At 67.0% G+C, this 20,436-nt stretch carries 17 protein-coding genes; 12 read left to right on the top strand and 5 right to left on the bottom strand.

What is annotated here, in order from left to right; genetic code table 11:
- The first annotated feature begins 248 nt into the window (after window positions 1-248).
- From HUA74_RS18585 to HUA74_RS18550, 8 genes are all read left to right on the top strand, one after another.
- The gene (locus HUA74_RS18585) at window positions 249-449 is read left to right on the top strand and encodes a hypothetical protein (RefSeq protein ID WP_174455545.1); all 201 of its coding nucleotides are present in this window, start codon (window positions 249-251) and stop codon (window positions 447-449) included.
- Window positions 450-486: 37 nt separating this feature from the next.
- Window positions 487-957 carry a cyclic nucleotide-binding domain-containing protein gene (locus tag HUA74_RS18580; RefSeq protein WP_174455544.1) on the top strand — a complete coding sequence of 157 codons (471 nt, stop codon included), beginning with the start codon at window positions 487-489 and terminating at the stop codon, window positions 955-957.
- Between the two features lie 27 nt (window positions 958-984).
- Complete coding sequence (locus HUA74_RS18575; RefSeq protein WP_174455543.1) at window positions 985-2,004, top strand: hypothetical protein; 1,020 nt, start codon at window positions 985-987, stop codon at window positions 2,002-2,004.
- 16 nt (window positions 2,005-2,020) lie between these two features.
- Window positions 2,021-2,833, top strand: a complete 813-nt coding sequence (locus tag HUA74_RS18570; RefSeq protein WP_174455542.1) for a DedA family protein — start codon at window positions 2,021-2,023, stop codon at window positions 2,831-2,833.
- A 154-nt stretch (window positions 2,834-2,987) separates the two neighbouring features.
- Window positions 2,988-4,376, top strand: coding sequence for an MATE family efflux transporter (locus HUA74_RS18565; RefSeq protein WP_174455541.1), 1,389 nt, complete (start codon window positions 2,988-2,990; stop codon window positions 4,374-4,376).
- A 172-nt stretch (window positions 4,377-4,548) separates the two neighbouring features.
- Window positions 4,549-5,346, top strand: coding sequence for a DUF2092 domain-containing protein (locus HUA74_RS18560; RefSeq protein ID WP_174455540.1), 798 nt, complete (start codon window positions 4,549-4,551; stop codon window positions 5,344-5,346).
- A 17-nt stretch (window positions 5,347-5,363) separates the two neighbouring features.
- Window positions 5,364-5,741: a hypothetical protein gene (locus tag HUA74_RS18555; protein WP_174455539.1), complete on the top strand. Its 378-nt coding sequence runs from the start codon at window positions 5,364-5,366 to the stop codon at window positions 5,739-5,741.
- A gap of 49 nt (window positions 5,742-5,790) precedes the next feature.
- Window positions 5,791-7,116: a tetratricopeptide repeat protein gene (locus HUA74_RS18550; protein WP_174455538.1), complete on the top strand. Its 1,326-nt coding sequence runs from the start codon at window positions 5,791-5,793 to the stop codon at window positions 7,114-7,116.
- 250 nt (window positions 7,117-7,366) lie between these two features.
- Here HUA74_RS18550 and HUA74_RS18545 read toward each other — a convergent pair whose 3' ends face one another.
- The 3 genes from HUA74_RS18545 to HUA74_RS18535 all read right to left on the bottom strand — a co-directional run bounded on the left by HUA74_RS18545 (window position 7,367) and on the right by HUA74_RS18535 (window position 11,382).
- The gene (locus tag HUA74_RS18545) at window positions 7,367-8,290 is read right to left on the bottom strand and encodes a fibrinogen-like YCDxxxxGGGW domain-containing protein (protein WP_141641107.1); all 924 of its coding nucleotides are present in this window, start codon (window positions 8,288-8,290) and stop codon (window positions 7,367-7,369) included.
- Window positions 8,291-8,557: 267 nt separating this feature from the next.
- Window positions 8,558-9,877 (bottom strand): carboxypeptidase-like regulatory domain-containing protein, encoded by a 1,320-nt coding sequence (locus HUA74_RS18540; protein ID WP_174455537.1) that lies wholly within the window; start codon window positions 9,875-9,877, stop codon window positions 8,558-8,560.
- Between the two features lie 86 nt (window positions 9,878-9,963).
- Window positions 9,964-11,382 (bottom strand): kelch repeat-containing protein, encoded by a 1,419-nt coding sequence (locus tag HUA74_RS18535; protein ID WP_174455536.1) that lies wholly within the window; start codon window positions 11,380-11,382, stop codon window positions 9,964-9,966.
- A 424-nt stretch (window positions 11,383-11,806) separates the two neighbouring features.
- Between HUA74_RS18535 and HUA74_RS18530 the strand changes: the two genes are divergently transcribed.
- The 3 genes from HUA74_RS18530 (at window position 11,807) to HUA74_RS18520 (ending at window position 15,762) form a co-directional block, all read left to right on the top strand.
- On the top strand, window positions 11,807-12,748 hold the full coding sequence (locus HUA74_RS18530; RefSeq protein WP_174455535.1) for a hypothetical protein: 942 nt from the start codon (window positions 11,807-11,809) through the stop codon (window positions 12,746-12,748).
- Between the two features lie 368 nt (window positions 12,749-13,116).
- Complete coding sequence (locus HUA74_RS18525) at window positions 13,117-14,472, top strand: PQQ-dependent sugar dehydrogenase (protein ID WP_174455534.1); 1,356 nt, start codon at window positions 13,117-13,119, stop codon at window positions 14,470-14,472.
- A 201-nt stretch (window positions 14,473-14,673) separates the two neighbouring features.
- Window positions 14,674-15,762 carry a hypothetical protein gene (locus HUA74_RS18520; RefSeq protein WP_174455533.1) on the top strand — a complete coding sequence of 363 codons (1,089 nt, stop codon included), beginning with the start codon at window positions 14,674-14,676 and terminating at the stop codon, window positions 15,760-15,762.
- Window positions 15,763-15,963: 201 nt separating this feature from the next.
- Here the strand turns inward: HUA74_RS18520 and HUA74_RS45165 are convergent, their stop codons facing one another.
- Window positions 15,964-17,538, bottom strand: coding sequence for a hypothetical protein (locus HUA74_RS45165; RefSeq protein WP_217443505.1), 1,575 nt, complete (start codon window positions 17,536-17,538; stop codon window positions 15,964-15,966).
- 930 nt (window positions 17,539-18,468) lie between these two features.
- On the opposite strand from HUA74_RS45165, the gene HUA74_RS18510 reads away from it, so the two are divergent.
- Window positions 18,469-19,287: an AraC family transcriptional regulator gene (locus tag HUA74_RS18510; RefSeq protein WP_174455532.1), complete on the top strand. Its 819-nt coding sequence runs from the start codon at window positions 18,469-18,471 to the stop codon at window positions 19,285-19,287.
- Between the two features lie 170 nt (window positions 19,288-19,457).
- On the opposite strand, the gene HUA74_RS18505 is transcribed toward HUA74_RS18510, so the two are convergent.
- Window positions 19,458-20,366, bottom strand: coding sequence for an alpha/beta fold hydrolase (locus HUA74_RS18505; RefSeq protein WP_217443488.1), 909 nt, complete (start codon window positions 20,364-20,366; stop codon window positions 19,458-19,460).
- Window positions 20,367-20,436 lie beyond the last annotated feature (70 nt).

Below are 20,436 nucleotides of genomic sequence, written 5' to 3'. Positions count from 1 at the left end.
GATGACCGCCGCTACCTCGACATGGCCCTGCTGACTTCAAACCCAGACACCGCTGAATGAATCCGCCAAGGAGCCTTCCTCCCCCGTTCCCCCTCCGAACCAACTACACACGATTCGGGACTTGACCAAATCCAGCACCTCGTCCTCGAGCTCGGCCATTCGCGCCCGGTACTGCTCCAGCGTTTCGCCACGGCGCTGGTCGAAGAGCCGTCGCTCCATCTGCGCGGGGGGGCCCCCGGGACAATCTCATGGTGGCGATTGAGATCCTGCTCCAGTTGGATGAGACGCTCACGCTGGGGCTCGGTGAGCGAACCCCGCTGCTCGGCCTCGCGCAGGGCCTTCATTTCACCCCGCACCTCGTCGACGGGGGCCACGGGCTTCGGAGGAATGACGGAGGAGAGTCCGGAGGGCTGCGGCTGGGGTGGCACACTGAGCGGAGGGGCCGCTGACTCGCGGGCCCCCGCGCCCCGTGGTAGGACCCGCCCCATGGCTCTCGTGCCTGCGAACACCCTCAAGGCGTGCCCCCTCTTCAAGGGCTTCACCGACACCGGCATCCAGATCTTCGCGGGTGTGGCCGTGCCCCGTGCCTTCCCGAAGGGCACCGCGCTGTTCACCGAAGGCAAGACGGGGGAGTCGCTCCTCATCGTCGGTGAGGGCACGGTGCGCCTGAGCGCCAGGAATCCCTCGGGCGAGGACGTGTCGCTGGGCGAAGTGGGCACCGGCGAGCCTCTGGGAGAACTGGCGCTGGTGCAGAAGGGCGAGCGGCTGTGCACCGCCACCGCCGTCACGGACGTCTCCGCGCTGGAGATTCGCGCCTCGGACTTCCAGAAGCTCCTGGCCACCAAGCCCCAGGCCTGCGTGAAGCTGCTGATGGGCATCGTCGGCTTCTTCGGCCAGAAGGCCCGGGACAACCGGGACATGATTAGGACCCTCATCGGAAAGGCTCCGGCCGTCTGAGAGGCCCGTGGTAGCGTGGGCGCCGGTATGCGAGCCCCCCACCTGGCCTTCCTCCTACTGCTCGGGGTCCATGCGTCGGCCCCCGCGCACGCCGGGTCGACCGCTCAGGTTTCCATCGCCCCCGAGGAGGACTGGTTCGCGAGCCAGTACACTCCGGGTGGCCTGGAGGTGCGCGCCGATGTCCGCGTCTTCACGCTGTTCGCCCTGCTGAACCGCGCCGGCTACGACGCCGGCCCCGTCGAGCGGGCCCACCCCGTTCCCACCTATCGGTATGGCCGCGCTCGCACGCTCGTCCGGGAGAAGCTGGCGACAGTGGCTCCGTCGGTGCTCGAGGAAGCGCGGGCCTACTTCGCCGCGCACCCGGAGCCGGTGGAGGTGTACCTGGCGCGCATCCTCGGAGGCCCCGATGTGCCGGGCGCTCCTGGGGACCTGGTAGGACTGGAGGCGCTGCTGGCCCGCGTGGAGCGTGAGTGGCCCGTGGCGGCGCTCCGAGCGGAGACGCTGCCCGACTTCCGCGCCGCGCAACGCGCCTGGTTGCCCCTGCTGGACGGCCCGTTCAAACAAGCAGCCCGACTTCTGGGCCTACGGGAAGGTGAGCCAGCACCCCGGGTGGTGGTTAATCTGCTCGAAGCCGAGGGAAGCGTGCGACCGGTCGACACGGGGCGCGGGTGGGTGATTGTGGTGGGGCCTGCGACGCGAGCCCCCGAGCCCGAGCCCGTGGTGCGCGAGCTGGCGCGGGGGCTGTTGTCCTCGCGACTGGCCGGCCGCCTGGGTGCTCGCTGGGCGGGTGGGGCGGCGGCGCTGAAGGACGCGCGGGCGAAAGGGGCGGGCGAGGGGACGGTCGACGACTACGGGGTGGCGCTGCTGAGCCGAGCGCTGGCCCTGACGGCGACGGGGGCACCAGCGGGGGCCTACGAGGCGGCCCAGCGCGAGGGGTACTTCGGTTTGAAGACCCTGTCGCGGAGTTTTGAGGACACGCGCCCGGTTGATGTGTGGGCGCTGGATGGGCTGGCTCGGGCGGTGACCCAGCAAGCCAATCGGAAGTGAACGGACGGGACAACGCGTGCAAGACCTTCTCACCAACCTGCTCGGCGACTCACAGGGTTTCATCGCCTATGCCACCGTCTTTGGCATCCTCGTGGCCTGCGGCCTGGGGGTTCCCCTGCCGGAGGACATCTCGCTCATCCTGGGCGGCTTCCTGGCGCACAAGGGCGCCGCGAGCCTCCCGGTGATGATGGCGGTGGGCTTCGCCGGCATCCTCGTGGGTGACAGCCTCATATTCTTCGCCGGCCGTCGGCTGGGCGGAAAGCTGGGGCGCAACGGCGATGGCAAGGGCGGAGGCTTCTTCGCGCGCATCGTCACGGCGGAGAAACGCGCGCGGGTGGAAGGGCTCTTCGAGCGCCACGGACAGAAGATTGTCTGCATCGCGCGCTTCATGCCGGGCGTGCGCGCGGTGACGTACTTCACCGCGGGCTCGGTGGGCATGTCCTACTGGCGCTTCATCTTCTGGGATGGGCTGGCCGCGCTCCTGTCCGCGCCCATCTTCGTGTGGCTCGGCTTCCACTTCGGCGGCGAGCTGGACATGCTCATCTCCAAGTTCAAGGAAGGCCAGTACGCCGTCATGGGCGTGCTCGCGGTGGCTGGCATCGGCTACTTCCTGTGGCGACGCAGCCGCGCGGCGGCGAAGAAGCAGCAGGAGGGCCTGGCTCCCAACTCGTCCGTGTCGACTCCGTCGCTCTCCTCCAACGAGTCCTCGCCCCCGAGCGCGTCTCGCAACAACGTGAAGGGCGGCTCCGAGCCGCTGTTCAAGGTGAGCTCCACCTCTTCGGAGAAGTCGCCGGTGGTGGACTCCTCGCGCGAGCTGATGAAGCACTGACGACGCGCGTGACTCGCCCGTCACGTGCGCACGTTCGTCATTTGAGCTCATAGGAGCCGCGAGGCTCCCTGAGTCCATGGCAGGCAGGCGCGAACGGGCTGGCGACGCAGTGCGGCGACTGTTAGTCCCTCGCGCGAGTTCAGCGCGGCGGACCATGGCAGACACGACTGTGCAGGGCCCCACCCGGATGGGGTTGTTTCGGCTGACCTGGCCGATCTTCCTGGAGCTCCTCCTCTTCATGATGATGGGGACGGCGGACACGCTGATGCTCAGCGGTGTGTCCGACGACGCGGTCTCCGCGGTCGGCGTCGTCAATCAGTACCTGTTCATCTGCATCCTCATCATGGAGGTGGTGAGCAACGGCGCCTCCGTCGTGGTGTCCCAGTACCTGGGTGCGCGACGTTCGGAGGAGGCCGCGCGCATCTCCGCCGTGGCCATCACCCTGAACCTGCTGCTCGGCGTGACGGTGAGCGCGGGGCTCTTGCTCTTCGGCGATGCGCTGCTGCTGCGGATGAACCTGCACGGCATCGTGTTGGAGCACGCGCGCACGTACATGGGAATCGCCGGAGGGTTCATCTTCCTCCAGGCGCTCATCAACGTCTGCTCCAGCCTGATTCGCACCTACGGCTTCACGCGCGAGTCGATGTTCATCGCGCTGGGGATGAACGCGCTGCACGTGGGCGGCAATGCGCTGCTCATCTTCGGGCTGCTTGGCGTTCCCCGGCTGGAAGTGGCCGGCGCGGCCCTGTCCACGGTGGGAAGCCGCGCGGTGGCGCTCGTCGTGTTCGCCTGGCTCCTGTACCGGGTGATGGACGTGAAGATGCGGGCGCGCGACTACGTGACGTTCTCTCGCGACACGCTCCGGAAGATCCTCCGGGTGGGGATTCCCTCCGCCGTGGAGCAGGGCACGTATCAGTCCTGCCAGGCGGTGTTCCTCTACTACGTGACGTTCCTGGGGCCCACGGCGCTGGCCTCGCGGCAGTACGCGAATGCGATTTCCCAGTACATCTTCCTGTTCAGCCTCGCTGTCGGCATGGGCACGGCCATCATCGTGGGCCGGCTGGTGGGCGCGGGGCAGGTCGACGAGGCGTACCGCCGGGTGCTCCAGAGCCTGAAGTGGGCGGTGGCCATCACCTTCGTCGTGGACGTGGCGGCCATCCTGGTCCGCGCGCCGCTGGTGGGGTTGTTCACCCATGACGGCGACATCGTCCGGCTCACGTCCCAGGTCATCGTCCTGGGGCTCCTGCTGGAGACGGGGCGCTCCTTCAATCTGGTCTTGGTGAACGCGCTGCGGTCCGCGGGGGATGCTCCCTTCACCGTCTACATGGGCTTCTTGTCCATGGTCTGCATGAGCCTGCCGCTGGGCTACGTCCTGGTCTTCAAGCTGAACCTGGGGCTCGCGGGCGTGTGGCTGGCCGTCGCCGCCGATGAGTGGCTGCGGGGCATCTCCATGTGGATTCGGTGGAAGAGCCGCGCGTGGGAGCAGAAGTCCCTGGTCGACCCGGTGGAGGCGCCCGCCGTGGTGGCCGTCGTGAGCGCGTAGCCGTCAGTCATCTCAAAGACCTGGCGTGCGCGGCGGGGGCTTGCTCCAGGCCTGGTGGCATGAAGTGAGCAAGGCCCGCCTGGACTTGCTCATGCCCCACGCATCTCCAAGTTGATGCGGAGCTGACTTCTGGACATCCGCAGGGGAGGCGTTCGGCATGGGGCTTCAAGGCATGGGTTCGAAGAAGCGGCTGCTTTCGCTGGTGCTCTGCGCGGGCGGACTGGTGAGTGGTTTGTCGCCCGCGCTCGCGGCACCAGGGCAGGCAGCCGCGGGTCCCCAGGATGCGCCCGCGGTCGACCCCAACGCCATCAAGGCCTTGGAGGAGATGGGCGGCTTCCTGAGGAGCTTGCCTGCATTCGCGATCACGGCGGAGACGACCACGGACGAGGTCCTGGACAGTGGTCAGAAGATCCAGCTGTCCTCGGAAGCAGAGCTCCGCGCGCGCCGCCCCGACAAGCTCAGGGTCGACATCAAGTCTGACCGGAAGCAGCGCCAGTTCTTCTATGACGGGAAGACCTTCACGGTGAATGGCCCGAAGGGCGGTTACTACGCCTCGTTCGATGCTCCTCCCACGCTGGCGCAGACCATCGCCACCGCCGAGCATCGCTACGGTGTCGAGATTCCATTGGTCGACCTCTTCTATTGGGGGACGGACAAGAGCGGCATCAAGGACATCCAGTCGGCTATCGACGTGGGGCCCGCCACCATCGACGGCGTGGAGACCGAGCAGTACGCCTTCAAGCAGCAAGGCGTGGACTGGCAGGTCTGGATCGAGAAGGGGGACAAGCCCCTGCCTCGGAAGCTCGTCATCACGAACACCCAGGACCCCACGCAGCCTCAGCACGTCGCGGTCCTCGATTGGAACCTGAAGCCCAACGTCGGCAACGCGGTGTTCGCGTTCAACCCCCCGAAGGGCTCCCACCGGATTCAATTCGATGCAGGCCCGTCGAATCCCGGAAGAAGCCCGTGAGCCAGGAGCCTGAACCCATGAGCCCCCATTCATTCCTGAAGTCCCTCGCGGTCGTCCTTGGATTCGGACTGCTCGCAGGAAGCGCCGAGGCGCGTGCGGTCCGCACCACGACGAGGACTCACGTCAATTCCAACGTCAATCGGGATGTCGACGTGCACCGCGACATCGACGTGGATGTCGACCGGAACTATCACCCGGTCGCGACGGCCGCCGCCGTGACGGCGACCGCCACTGTCACAGCGGCGGCCATTGGCTCCGTGGCCCGCTCGCTTCCTCCGGCGTGTTCAACGGCCGTGGTCAGCGGCGTCACGTACCAGAACTGCGAAGGCACCTGGTACCAGCCTCGCTACTCCGGTACCGAGGTCTCCTACGTCGTGGTGAGCCCGCCCAGGTGAGCCGCGAGCCCGGTGGATGGGGCAGGGCGGTGGACTAGAGTCGCTTCCCATGAAGCGACTCCTCCCCGTCTGCCTCATGGTCCTCGTGGGCTGTGCCACCACGAAAGCACGTCCCCCCGAATACGCGACGTTCATCCAGAACGACTACGCCGCGGCGCTCGCCCAGGCCCGCGCCGAGCGCAAGCCGCTCTTCATCGACTTCGGCGCGGTGTGGTGTCCGCCCTGTCGGACCATGGAGGCCCAGGTCTTCGCCGCGCCCGGCTTCATCGCGAAGGCGAAGGACTATGTCCTGCTCGCGGTGGACGTGGATGACCCCATCAATGAGCCGCTCCTCGAGCGCTTCCCGGTGGACAACCTGCCCACGTTGCTGGTGCTCGACTCCGAGACGGAGACGCCCGCGGTGCGCTGGATGGGAGGCGCGGCGCTGGAGGATGTCCTGGCGCTGCTCGACGATGCCCGGCGCGCGCTGAGCGCCCAGGTGTCGGGGCCGGAGCTGCTGCTGCTCGAGGGCGACCGCGCCCATGCCCGGAGGGAGCACGAACTGGCCGCGCGGAAGTATCAGAAGGCGGTGGAGCAGGGCCCCAGGGATTGGAGCCGTCGCACCCGGGCGGTGGAGTCCGCGCTCAATGCGCTGTGGAACGCGGAGGCCTTCCAGGCCTGCGCGGAGTACGCGGTGAGGACCGTCCCCAGCCTCGACGAGGAGGGGCAAGCGGGCCCGGCGAGCACCGGCTACTCGTGCGCGAGCTACGCCAACGAACCCAAGCCCTGGGCCGCGCCGGCCATGAAGGCGCTGGAGGTCTACTTCGAGAAGGCCTTCGAGCAGGCCCAGAAGCACGGCACGAAGAGCCAGACCTGGCTCTACGACTCCATGGCGGACCTGCTCGCGGCGAGGGGCGACAAGGAGGGCGCCCGGAAGCTCTCCGAGGAGTACTACGCGAAGGTACTCGCGTACCGCGCCGAGGAGACCACCGCGCGGGGCAGGGCAGCGTGGGACTCGCAGCTCTACAGCGCCGCCGAGTTGAGCGGGCACCTGGCGGACACCCTCGAACTCTTCGTCCAGACGGAGCGCGAGCTCCCGGACGACTTCTCCGCCAGTACACGGGTGGCCGCGAACCTCCGAGAGCTCGGCCGCTATGACGAGGCGCTCGCCGCGACGGACCGTGCGCTGAAGCGGGCCCAGGGCGGCCGACGGTTGGCGGTCTGGCTGAGTCGGGCGCGGACGCTGGAGCGGGCGGGCCGCGAGGACGAGGCGCGCAAGGACCTGGAGACGGCGCTCGCGGAGGCGGAGCGGCTGCCCAGGATGCAGCGGGAGTTCTCCCAGTACGCGGTGGACGCGGTGCGCGCCGCGCTGTCCTCTCTCCCAGGCGCGAAGTGAGTACCGCTATTCCAACAAGGGCCTGTCGGTCGTAAACGCGGGCCAGGTGAGCTACCTGCTGGTCTCGCGCGACGTGAGCTTCGTTGGCTTCGGCTCAGCTACATCATCGTCCGCAACTGATTCAACGGGTGGGTTGGCCCTCTCTCCAGGGCCAACCCCGCATCCCCCACCCAGGAGGAGCGAATCGTGTCCGTGCTCCAGCATGGGCGCATCCTGGAATAGGTCCAGGCGACTGGAGCGCCCCCTATCGTCAGCGCGTGCGGCAGACTGAACGGGTGCTGCCGTCCATGCTCGATATGACCGTGGAGATCCGCATCGGGCCCTGGAGCTTGTACGAGGTGTAATAGCCGTCGTTCAAGGAACAACCCATGCAGCCATTGCCATATCGATAATAGCCGCTGCTCACGTTGTAGCCGCAGGTCCCCCGCTCGCTACCGAAATCACAAAGGGTGATTGTCCCATCACTCACGAAACCCAGGGCCTGACAGGTCCCCATGCTCGGGTTCCCAGCGGCGACGAGGGCGTCGATGGGACGATTGTCGCTGGCGCCGCGGAGGGCCCACACGCTACAGAGCCCGGACGTGCGAGCAAGCAGGCTCATCATGACGTAGTCGAGGTTCGAGCCCTCACGCGTCCGTCCCCGGCGAACGCCCACATCTTCCGTGCAGAGCTCAACCCCCAACCGCATGTCGCAGTAGGCGGAGATGGGCCGGGCGCCGGTCGGGTTGATGACGTACTCCCCATCGGGAGCGCTGGGAATCGCGGCCTTCACCGCTGCGCAGCCCGCGAAGGTCGGCGCGGAGATGTTGAGCGCGAAGTCGCCGCAGCGGGTGCTGTAGCCATCGACGACAATCTTCACCCGCGTGCCGGCGGTGAGGTTCACCGTCACCGAGGACTGGAACGTCGTGCTGCTCGCATCGTCGTTGCAGCCCAGCGAAGCATGGGTGGACGCATCGAGGAGCAGGAGCACCGTGTCAAAGGTGGCGCCCGTCGTGGTGAAGGTGAACATGCCGGTGGAGGGCGCGGTCCAGTAATAGGAGCGGTCCGGAGCCGTGGTCTGGGTGGTGCAGGCCGGAGTGTGCTCATCGATCGCGGCACACGTATTGTTCGTGGCGACGGGTGAGCCCAGCACGGAGCCGAGCTCGTCGGTCAGCGCCTGGCCCACCTCATCCACGGTACCGACCTCATTCCCCGGGATGCCAGCACCCGCCCGTTCCTCCTCGGGCAGCAGGCCTTCGCCGCAGGACAGGCTCAGGACAGCGCAGGCACCAAGAAGAACACTTCTCCAGCCACGATCACTGATCATCGGATTTCTACTCGTCCGGGTGCCGCATTCCCTGTGAGTCATTTCCCTCCGAATCGAACGGTCGGAGGCTTCGTCGCCGAGCAACGAGCGGCCTGTCCCGCTCGGGACTTGAGGGGACAGGCCGGTGGGAAGCGACTACAGCTCTGTCGTGAACTGCACGCGCGACTTGCAGGGGTGCGTGCCCTGGGCCACGTCGTCGAAGTCGATCATGTTGCCGCTCGGGTCCTTCGGGTAGCCGGTGCCTCCCCACGGAGCGCCCGAGTTGAACCGGGTGACTCCGCCCGCCGTGGTGTACAACGGGTAGCCGGCCGAGGCGGCCGGCGTGGAGGAGATGTCCAGGTTCTTCGCGCAGTTCGTGGGAGCGCCGGCCGGGAACGTGATTCCCACCTCCTGCAAGGCGTTCGCGCGGATGTTGTAGAGCACGATGAAGGGCGACGCCTGGGACATCGTGTCGGTGCGCGGCATGAGCGTGCCCGCCGCGTTGGGCAGCTTCAGGCTGAACTGGACGGTGCCCGTCGTGCCGAAGCAGGTCTCCGGGAAACCCACGAGTTCGATAATGGTGCAGGCGGGCTCGCGCTTCTCGATGTCCGCGTTCCACATGCCCAGCCCGCCCGTGCTGATGGGGACGGCGCCGGAGATGCTGCTCGTGCCCTGCATGGTGAAGGTGGTGCCCGTTGGGCCGAACTGCATGTTGGCGGACTTCTCCTCCCACTTGCCCGTCGTCTCGTTGAACTTCCACATCGCGAGTCGACAGGTGCCGTCGGAGACACACGCCGGCATGTTACCCACCTGCGTGGGCACGGGGATGAAGCCCGTCGCGGTGGCACCCGTCGCCAGGTTGAGGGCCGCGCCGCTGGCATCCGTGGCGCCCACGAAGACGGCGCCCACGGACTCGAGCGCGACCTGCTGCCCGCTGGAGTTCACCGCCGTGAAGTCGCCCGGCATGCGCATCGGGTCATAGCTCGCGACGGTGATGCTGACCGGGCCCGTGGCCGGCACGCCGCTGGCGTTGACGAGCGTGTTCGCCTTCAGGTTCACCTTCACGCCGCTGGGCGTGGTCACCGTGCTGTCCACCGTCGGGCTGACGGTCTGCACGTAGCCCGTCTCCAGGGTGTGGTTGAGGCTCGTCTTGCTCGCCGAATAGAACTCGGTCGCCGAGGCCAGTCCGTTCTTCCGGAGGGTGAGGACGTAGCCGTTGGCCGACGCCACGACGGACATGAAGTACCGGCCGGTGGTGTCCGTGGTCCGGGAGATTCCGTTGATGACCACCGTGACGCCCGCCTGCACGGCGCCCGCCGAGTTGCGCACCGTGCCCGAGAAGACGGCCGACGTGGCGAGGTCCGCGTTAGCCTCCCGCGTCTCATCGCCCACGGCCTTCGAGTCCTCCAGCGCTCCGCAGCCAGTCGCAAGCAGCGCGGGCACGACGAAGATGCTGCACAGACGTCTCAGATTCATGGCAAGCCTCCATGCTGGGTTTGAACAGACACGAATCCACCGCGCCCCCGTCGTCTCCGGAGGCGCCCCGCCCTGACTGGCCGCGACTACTGGATGTTGAGGGTGAGGGTGCCGCACCGCGTCCGGTAGCCATCCACGACGATGCGAAGCTGCCGTCCCGCCGAGAGCGTCACGGCGACGGACGACTGGAACGTGCTGGCGTTCACGTCGTCGTTGCATCCGAGCGCCGCGCCGGTGTTCGCGTCGAAGAGGGACAGCACGGTGTCGAAGGAGGAGCCCGTCGTCGACACGGTGAAGGTGCCGGACGAGGGCGCCGTCCAGGTGAAGCTCCGGTCCGGCGCGGTGCTGCCGGCGCTGCACGCGGGCGTGGAATCGTTGGTGGCGGTGCACGTGTCCGCCTGCACCAGCCCCGAGCCCAGGCTGCTCCCCAGGTCGCTCCCCACGTCGGGCGAATACAGGTCGGCCGTCGCGAGATGGCCGCTGCCACCGGTTCCGCCCGTCACCAGGACCTTCCCATTGGCGAGCAGGGTCGCGGTGTGCTCACCGCGGGGGCTGCTCATCACGCCGGCGCTCGTCCAGGTGTTGGTCGCCGGTGCGTAGAGCTCGGCGCTGTCCCGGCTATAGGCCCCCGCCGCCAGGACCTGACCGTTCGCGAGCACCGTCGCGGTGTGCATGTAGCGACCGATTCCCATGGGCGCCACCGGGGCCCAGGTGTTGGTCGCAGGGTCGAATGCATCGACACTGGGCGGCAGGCCCGTTCCGCTGTTTCCCCCCACCGCCAGCACCTTGCCGGTGGGGAGGACCGCCAGGGGGAACAGCACTCGGGCCGTGCTCATGGAGCCCACGGACGACCAGGAGTTGGTCGCCGGGTTGTACACCTCGGCGCTGGACCAGAAGGGAGTCCCCCCGCTGTAGCCCCCCGCCACCAGCACCCTTCCATCCTCCAGCAGGGCCGCGCTGTGCTGCTTGCGGGCGCTGCTCATGGAAGGCACGGCCGTCCAGATGTTGGTCGCCGGGTCGTACAGCTCGGCCGCGTTCGTCGACGAATTGACGGGAGCGCCCCCGGCGACCAGCACCTTCCCGTTCTGCAGCCGGACCGCCGTATGGAAGGCGCGCGGGCTGATCATGGAAGCCACGTCCGTCCACGAGTTGGTCGCCGGGTTGTACAGCTCGGCCTGGGCCAGGGTGCCGGTGGGGCTCTCTCCTCCCGTGACGAGCACCCTACCGTCCTGCAACAGGGTGGCGGTATGGGCCCGGCGTCCACGGAGCAGGGTGCCGGCCGATGTCCACGTGTTGGTCGAGGGGTTGTACTGCTCGGCGGCGGTCGGGAAGTTCCAGGTCGTCGTGATGTAGAAGCCGCCCGCCACCAGCACATTGCCATTCGCCAGCCGGGTCGCGCTGTGGAGCGACCGGAGACCCAACATCGGCGCCGCAGGCGACCAACCCGCTGCCCAGGCCCCACTCCACGCCACGCTGGCGATGAGCAGGGAAATGATGAAGGCCATGCGGCTGGAAAGGTCTTTATTCACTGACATGCGCACCCCCGTTCACGGACGGTGCGATGATTATCACTTATCCCTGGATTGCAGCTAGGTAATTACTATCGTGGATTCCACGTATGACGTTGCTGAGAGGCAGCGACATCGTCTCATCCTGGAACCCGTGGGTCACCGTGTGGGCGTGAAGCACCAACATGTCCGGCGAGATCGGAAACGGCCGCCCGGAGGGTAATCCATCACTCTTGCGTCACTCCACCACCGAGAGTGGTCTGCTTTCACGAAGATTGTCATAGCACCGAGACTTTTCCTTTGTACGCTCTCCGTCTAGCCTTGCCGAGCAGGTGCGAGCCGGGTTGTGGGGTGGCAGAGCTGCGGAAGAAGCAAGGTCCAGCCTGATGTCGAACACAATGAATACACGTGGGGTCATGACATGCTTCGCATCCAATTGATTGTGTCGTTGACGCTGCTTGTACTGTCGAAGCCTGCCGCAGCCGAAGCTCTCAGCGTCGTCAATGTCGGTGCACCAGCGATCAACTGTGTCTTCGACACCCGTTGCACGCTGTCTGTCACCGACTCGAGCGCCACCATCCCTCTGCCAGGAACCTCCGGGACCGCGCGCTTGCAGACGCGCACGTTCACAGGAGCGACCGGTGCCCCGGCTCAGGGGTACTACGGCTACGAGTACGTGGTCGACCTGACCAATGCCACCGGCATCACCCACATCCCTTGCGTCCAGTCGCTACGAGTCTCCTTCGGTCCTGTGGCCTCCTTTCAGTACAACGGCACGGGGCCGACCGATCAGGTCTATGTCGTGACTTCCGGTGGGAGCGGCACCATCGGGCTCTCCTCCGCCAACAAGGTGGGCAATGAATTCACCTTCACCTTCGCAACCCCGGTTTGCGCTGGAGGAAGTCCCGGGACTGGAAAAAAGAGCTTCTTCTTTGGCCTTGCTTCCGCCTCGCCCCCCACGGCGGTGACCGCGGTGATCGTGAGCAGCGGAACGTCCCTCTCCATCGGGGCGCGCGCCCCCATACACGACAAGTGCACGTCCGGAGTTCCGTTGTCACCGGCTTCCGACCCGTGTGTCTCGTCGGTCTGCACGGCCGACGCGTACTGCTGCAGTTCCTCATGGGACAGCCGTTGTGTGGGCGAGGTCCGAACAGTCTGTGGCAGCCTGACGTGCTCGGAATCGGACGGCACTTGTGCGCATTCGCTCTGCACGCCAGGTGCCTCTCTCGTGAACCACTGTGACAGTGCGAAGGCTGACTGCGTTTCAGCGATCTGCGCGGTCGATCCATTCTGCTGCTCCGTTTCTTGGGACAGCCTCTGTGTAGAAAAGGTCGGGAGCGTCTGCGGCAAGAACTGCGAATGAAGCGACCGTGAATGGACACTGGGGTTTCTGGGTGGCGCCCCAAACGCTCACGGACCCACCAGACGAAGTGCGGGAGCGCCACGGAAGCGTGTCCGACCGACGGGTGACGTCCGCCGGATGCTCCCTTCCGCTCGCGCCGCAGGGAGCCGCGCTGTCCGCACTCCCAGGCGCGAAGTGAGGTCCGGTGTGCCAGGTGCTCCCCCTGGCCCATTCCCTCCGTCTCCTCCCGTGACACGGTGATTTTACATCGTCGGATGCCCGGCACCGCACGGCCGTGGGTTGAATCGCGGCCTTCCCGCCACGAGACTTGCGCGCCAGCAGGCAGGTCAGCACCTTCCCGCCGCCCCATCCCCCCAGGAGAGAGTCGCATGCGCATCCTCTCGGTGCCCCTCATCGTCGCCGCCCTCCTCGCTGGTTGCAGCGAGGACCCTGACCCCACGCCCCAAGACTCGGGCGTCCCGCAGCAGGATTCGGGTGTCCCCCAACAGGATTCGGGTGTCCCGCCGGAAGACGCGGGTGTCCCGCCGGAAGACGCGGGTGTCCCGCCGGAAGATGCGGGTGTCCCGCCGGATCCGCTTCCCAGCGGCCCCGAGGTACCTCAGGGGCCGCCCAACGTGCCCGAGTTCTCTCGAGCCTTCCCCGAGCAGACACGCGCGCCGGCCATTCAATCGAAGACGGCAATCCAGGTCACCGAGATTGCTTCTGGCTTCAGGAACCCCTGGGCCATCGCCTTCCTGCCCGACCAGCGCATGCTCGTGACGGAGAAGGCCACCGGCTCGCTCTACATCGTCACTCCGCAGGGCGCGAAGTCTCCCGCTGTCACGGGGCTGCCCGCCGTGGATGCCCGTGGCCAGGGCGGACTGCTCGACGTGGAGGTCGGTCCCGACTACGCGCAGAGCAAACTCGTCTACTGGACCTATGCCGAGCCACGCCAGGGTGGCAACGGGCTGGCGGTGGCGCGCGCGAAGCTCGTGGAGGAGGGCTCGCAGCCTCGCGTGGAAAACGTTCAGGTCATCTTCCGAATGATGCCGACACTCGAGTCGACGCTGCACTCGGGGGGCCGGCTGGTGTTCACCCCCGACGGCAAGCTGTTCGTCACGCTCGGAGAGCGCTCCATCCTCGCGGGCCGGGTGCAGGCTCGGGACGTGAAGAGCCACTTCGGCAAGGTGGTTCGCATCCATCCAGACGGCTCGGTGCCCCAGGACAACCCGTTCGTGAACACCCAGGGCGCGAAGCCAGAAATCTGGTCGGTGGGTCACCGCAACATCCTGTCGGCGGCGCTCGACAGCCAGAACCGGCTGTGGACGGTGGAGATGGGGCCCAAGGGAGGGGACGAGCTCAACCGGCCCGAGGCGGGCAAGGACTATGGCTGGCCCACCATCGGGTATGGCGAGGAGTACTCCGGCGCGCCCATCCACGACAGCCCGCAGGGCCCGGGCATGGAGCAGCCCGTGTACTACTGGGACCCGGTGATTGCCCCCTCGGGGATGGCCATCTACACGGGGACCCTGTTCCCCGAGTGGCGCAACGACATCTTCGTGGGCGGTCTGGTCAGTCAGGCCCTGGTGCGGCTCATGATTCGCAATGACCGCGTGGTGGGCGAGGAGCATCTCCTCAAGGGCCGCAACGAGCGCATCCGCGAGGTGGTGCAGGGGCCCGATGGAGCCCTCTACCTGCTGACCGACGCCACCAACGGCAAGCTGCTCAAGGTCACACCGCGCTGAGGTTTCCGCCCACCGCGGCGGGATTCGCGCTCCCCAAGTGACTGGGTCCTCGGGGAGCGCGTCCCGGCGCCGCGCTGAGAGGGGCGTGGTGGCGACCGGTCGTTTGGCGATTGGCCGTCAGGGGCCTCGCGCGTCAGCCCCTTCCCGGGTGTGTGCGCCTCCGGGGGGCGGTGCGGGTGGGGCTCTGGTAGACGTGGAGGAATGAGTCGACGACGTGCCTCGGAGGAACTCCACGCGCTGCTGGGGGAGCCGGCTCCGGACTGGGAGCGCCTCATCAAGGTGCTCAAGAAGCTCCCGGTGGACGTGGACCCGATGCTCGCGGCGAGGGCGGCGCTGCAGCTCCTTCCAGCGGACCGCTCGTTCTTCGGGTCCTTCGGGCAGCACTGTCAGCGGTTGCCCGCGCCTGTCATCCGCGCGGTGCTGGAGCGGCTCGCGAGGGATGTGCGTCCGGCGGTCTTCTTCCTGCGCGAGAGCGTGGACCGGGAGGGCTCCGACGAGGCCCTGTGTGCGTCGTGGCGGACAGCGCTCCAGGGGATGCTGGATTTGAATGTGACGTATGGCTGGGGCTCGAAGCAGCGCAAGGCGAAGCTCCAGGGGCTGGCGGAGAACCCCGTACTGCTCCAGGCGATCCAGACCGTCGTCGTGGCCAGCGAGGAGGTGTCCCTGGACATGCTGGCGGTGCTGACCATCGACGCGTCCGAGGCGTCGCTCGACGCGCTCATCCCCCATGTCGAGCGGGCGGTGCAGTCTCAGGGGTGGGAGTTGGACAGGCTGGAGGACCTGCGGACCCACGCGCGCTCCACGCCGGCCCTGGATGCCCTGTTCGAGCGGATGGAGGCGCTGCTCCAGGCGCGTCGTGCCCGCTCGCCGGCGCTGGAGCTGGCGCGCGCGCTGGGGTTCGGCGAACTGGACGTCTTCTGGTTCAAGCTCTACGCGACGGGCGGCGAAGAGGGAGACGCGCGGTCGATGACCTACCGCTACCACTGTCATCTGACGGTCGACAGCCGGGCTCCGGTCTGGTTCAGCTTCTCCATGTCCACCTGGGGCCCGGACGGGGAGCCAGGGCGAATCGTGCCGGTCTTCGACTTCGACAGCGAGAGGCTCCAGAACGACACGCTCGGGCTGGGGGCCTGCGAGCCCACGCGGTTCCCCGAGTGGATGGCCCTGGCCGCGAAGCGGCTGCGGAGCGATTGGGACCTCGAGCAGGTGTCGGTCATGAGCAGCCTGAGGGGCCGGCAGCGCACGCGGCTCGTCAAGTGGCTGAGGGGTGAAACTCCTCCTGGGAAATAGACCGATGATTTCGGCCTGATCCGGCAGTCAATGCACGTGAACCCTCAGCCACGTCCTTGGAGACGCGTGGCCGACTCAGGACGGCGCATCGCGGTCCCAGAAATAGAAAGGCCCTCGGAGCTTCCCTGCCGCCGCAAGGTTGCTCCGAGGGCCCCTCTACCGAGCAGATCCCCCGCTCGGGTCACCCACTTCGATTCAAGCTCACAGCATGCTGGCGATGTCCTTCACCGGCTGCGGAGCGGCCTCCGTGTTGGCCAGCGCGCCCGCCGCGCCACCAAGCAGGAGCGAGGCCGGGTTCACCTGGCCCGTCGTGACGGCCCCGAGGACCCCCTCCGCGGCGCCCTTCAGCGTGTTGACGTAGCCCTTGGCCGCGCCCTCGAAGACGCCCTTCGCGCCACCCTCCGAGTTGCCGATGCCCGTCAGCACGTTGCTCACCGCCGGCAGGAACCACAGGTGCTTGCCCGCCTCACCCGCGGCCCACTGGAAGTTGTCCTTGTTGCTCCCGTCCGCCTTGACGTGCGTGTCCTTCGTCGTCGGCAGCTTCTGCTCGCCCAGGAACGAGTAACCCTGCTCGGCGAAGTCCTTCACCATTCCGGCCTCGGTGCCGTGCCGCGCATCACCGCTCTTCGTGATGCCCTCGATGTTGCCGTCACCCTTGCCGTTCTTCACCTTGCTGTCCCGGTCCCCACCGGTCGACGCCTTCGCGCTGTCGATGAACTCCAGCACCTTGGCCAGGCGGAACACCGCGTCCGGGTTCTGCTTCGCGTCCTTCAGGTCCAGCTTGGGGTCGATGCCCGTCTGCTTGCAGAGCTGGTCGAACTTGATGTCCTTCTGACGGCCCAGGTTCTTCAGCGCGGGCGAGTCGTCGACGATCTGCGCCGCCGAGCGCTTGTCCCCGGCCGGGCGCTTGTCATTGGCGCTCGGGATGCCGGAGGACTCCGGCTCGGCCTGCGGCGCGGCGCGCGGCGTGGCCTCACGGGCCGGCGCGAAGTCCCTCAACTGCGGGGGCAGCCCGCGCGGCGCGGGGTTGACGGGCTCCTGGAGCGAGGGCGGAGGAGCGAAGTCCTGGAGCGAGGGCGGGGGAGCGAAGTCCTGGAGCGAGGGCGGGGGAGCGAAGTCCTGGAGCGAGGGCGGAGGAGCGAAGTCCTGGAGTTGCGAGGGCAGCCCACGGGGAGCGAAGTCGACGAGGCCCGGCAGCGAGGGCACCTGCATGCCCTCCAGCATGTTCGGCGTCATCATCGGCGGCGCGGTGGGGAGCCCGAGACCCTGCGGGAGCCCGTCCATCGAGGGTAGGCCCCTCGGCATGGGCGCGTTCATGGGCGAGAGGGTGTCCATCGCAGGCATCCCGCCCATCCGCATGGGTGCGTTCATGGGCGAGAGCTGCTCCATCGACGGCAGTCCTCCGGCCATCATGGGCGAGAGCGCCTGCATCGCGGGCTGTCCTCCGGCCATCATGGGCGAGAACGCCTGCATCGCGGGCAGGGCGGCGCCTGACACATTCGAGAGCGTCTCCATCGCGGGCAGGGCGGCGCCCGACACATTCGAGAGCGCATCCAGCGCGCGCGTGCCCCGACCGCCGGGCGCGGGGTTCCTGCCCTCGAACCCATCCGTCGGCCGCTGCGCCTGCGAGGGCGCACCCGAGGGGTTGCGAACCTTCGCGTCCTGCTGCGCGGGGACAGCGGAGGGCGTCTTCTTCGGAGGGGTGACCGAGGCGGAGTCCGGCGTGTTCTGACGCAGCTTGGAGGGGGAGAGAGACGAGGGCTTGGTCTTGATCATGGGCGTCACCTGTTTCAGGACAGCGATGGGGGACCGTCGCGGCGAGGAGTTCGTCGTCTCGCCCGTGCATTCCCTCATTGCAGCGCGAATGCCAGCCATCCTGTCTCCGCAACCCCGCGACTTCACTGGAGCGGAGCGTTCCACTTGGGCCCCCAGCCGATGACTGCAGTCATCAGGGGACTGGCTCCAGTCATCAGCGCGCACCCGCGACGCCGGACCCCGGAAACACCCTTGAGGAACACGGGGACGTCCCGCGCTGGGCAGGGCGCTCAGCCAGAGCGTGAGCAAGGCCTCTCGATGCACTCGCGGACCGTGGCGCCCACCTGAGGATCGTCGTGGGGGCGCTGAATGGGGATGCGTACCGGGCCCAGGACTGGGGGCATGCGCTCATCCAGCTTCGGAGCCCCGCGCGTCCCGTGGGAGAGGGTCCCCTCTGGGTGCCTGCCGCCAGCTTCAGAGAGCTTGGCTCCGTGACGGGACTGGCCGGGCTCTGCATCGGGACGTTGCCTATGCGTTGATGCTCCCCAAGCACAAGGGGTGGCACAAAGACTACAATGCGGAGTGCAACAGAATCATCTCCGAAGCCAAGCAAAACATCAGCGAGACCAATCCCGACCATGGGAAGCAGTTCCATCGTTCGGGGTGACGGGCGCGGGCGCGCTGGTACACCTGATGGCGTCGAGCAAGCAGTGCGGCTTCGTGACCGAAGTGTCTGTCATCGGGCGTACCTCATGCTCATGATCGTCATGGAGGACTGCGCTTTCTCAGACAAGGAACGCAAAACAGCTTCGTCACGAATTGCTCGCTGGAGACACGCTGCCGCGCGAGAACCGCGAGGGTGAGGCGACTACAGTGTCTGAGCTGGCGAAGCAGAGCGGGTTTTGGCATTTTCGTTGAACCGTGGCGCCCTTGGTGCCATGAGCATGTGTCATGCCGAGGCTGTTCCCTCCCAGCGAACAAATGATGCCGTTCGTGCCGTCTGTCAGGCTGTTCGCGCCTAACGAGCAACTGGCGCCCTTCGTGCGTTCGATCATTGTGCTCGAGGGAGGCCAGGAAGGGACGCGCACGTTGCTTCCCGACCCCGGCATCGCTCTCGGCATCGCCTTCAGGGGCTCCGCGAGCCAGATTCAGGGGAGCTCCGAGCGCAAGCTCCCAAGCAGCGCCATCTCAGGCATGGGCTCCATCGTGCGCCGGATACGGGCCTCGGCGAACGGGGGGAACGTCCTCGTGACGTTCAAAGAGGCAGGGGCCGCGCAGTTCTTCGCGGAGCCCTTGCACGAGTTCCTTGATACGATTCAGGCACTCGACGATCTGGTGCCACGCACAGATGTGGATCGCCTCTCGTCCCGGATAGCGGATTCGGAGAATGCCACGGAGCGGTCGGAGCTTGTGGAGCAGTTCTTGTGCGCACGGTTGAGGCCTCGGGAGCCCGATCAGATTGTCGCAGCGGCAGTGCGCGCCATCCGCGAAGCTCACGGCTCGCTTCGGATTGGCGCGCTCGCCAAGTCACTCCACATCAGTCAGGACGCGTTCGAGAAGCGCTTCCGCCGCACCGTCGGCACGTCACCCAAGCACCTTGCGTCCATCATCCGGTTGCGCCAGGTCGTCGACTCCTACCGACCGGGCATGAGCCTGTCGCGGCTATCCCTCGACGCTGGCTATTGCGATCAATCTCACTTCCACCGTGAATTTCGGGCCGCTGTAGGATGCGCGCCAAACCGCTTCTTCAAGTCGGAAGAGTATTACTGACGCGTTGGGGCGGCGTCGGGCCCGGCTCCACATCCTTGAGCCAGGCCACGATTTCTCCGTGCCTGGTCAGTCCTTGCTTGGCGACAAGCCTGGCGAAGTCCTCCAGTCAGTGCCCGTCTTCTCCTTGATGGAGTCGAGACACGCTTTGAATGACATGCATTCTCCGGAGGTTAGGGCTTTGCGGCCGGCATCGGCTCGTCGAGGAACGCCGGGACGATGGGCTCCAGGAGATCCGTTCGAGTCAGGATGCTCCAGTGGCTCACACCCGGCAGCACGGCCAGGCGGGAGCTCGGCGGGTTGCCCATCGCGCCGTCTGCCTTACCGCCGCCCAGCACTCCAAGCATCTCGACGAGGTGGGCTGGAGGCATGTTGTCGGTGTCCCCGGCCACGATCAGCGTCGGCGCCTTGATGGTTCGAAGGGTGTCCGTCCAGTCATACTCTTCCCCAGCCAGCAGCTGCCTCAGCTTGGACACCAGCACGGGCCAATCTCCCGGCCTGGGCGCAACCCTGACATAGGCCTCGTGCGGGGGAGAGCCTGCCAGCGCGTCGGCGTCCATGTACGCCATCCCAGCCCGGACCTCGGGGTACCAGCCGTTGCTCTTGAAGGGCGCCGAGACGACCACCAGCTTGCGCACCACGCTCGGATGCCGGATGCCCAGCTGAATCGCGACGCCGCCTCCAAGGGAGAAGCCGCAGACGTCCGCGCTCTCGAACCCAAGGTGCTTGATGAGCGCAGCGATGTCGTCCGCCATCAGCTCGTACTTCATCGGGCGATCGATGTCCGCCGTGCGGCCATGGGCCTGGAGCTCCACCGCGATGACCTGCCGGCTCCGGGCGAGCGTCGACAGAAAGGGCTCCGTCGTATCGATGGTAGACAATCCACCGTGGAGCATCACCACCGGTCTGCCGGTGCCATGAAGCTCGTAGTACAGATTGATGCCGTTCACCGACGCGTAGGCGCCCCGGGTGCGATTCTCCGGGGCCTTGGGGGGCGGGTTTTCAGAGTCGCATCCCGTCACCCAGAGGGTCGAGCAGAGGATGGCCATCACAGCGAGCGTGAACCTGTTCATTGTCTTCATGGAGTTCTCTTGAAGTCCCTGCGGAGTTGAATGTCTCAGTTGAAAACCAGCGATTGCCTGCGAGTTCTTC

The organism is Myxococcus sp. CA051A, assembly GCF_013336705.1.
GTDB classification, from domain to species: Bacteria; Myxococcota; Myxococcia; order Myxococcales; family Myxococcaceae; genus Myxococcus; species Myxococcus llanfairpwllgwyngyllgogerychwyrndrobwllllantysiliogogogochensis.
This window is presented reverse-complemented; position numbering and strand designations above follow the sequence as displayed.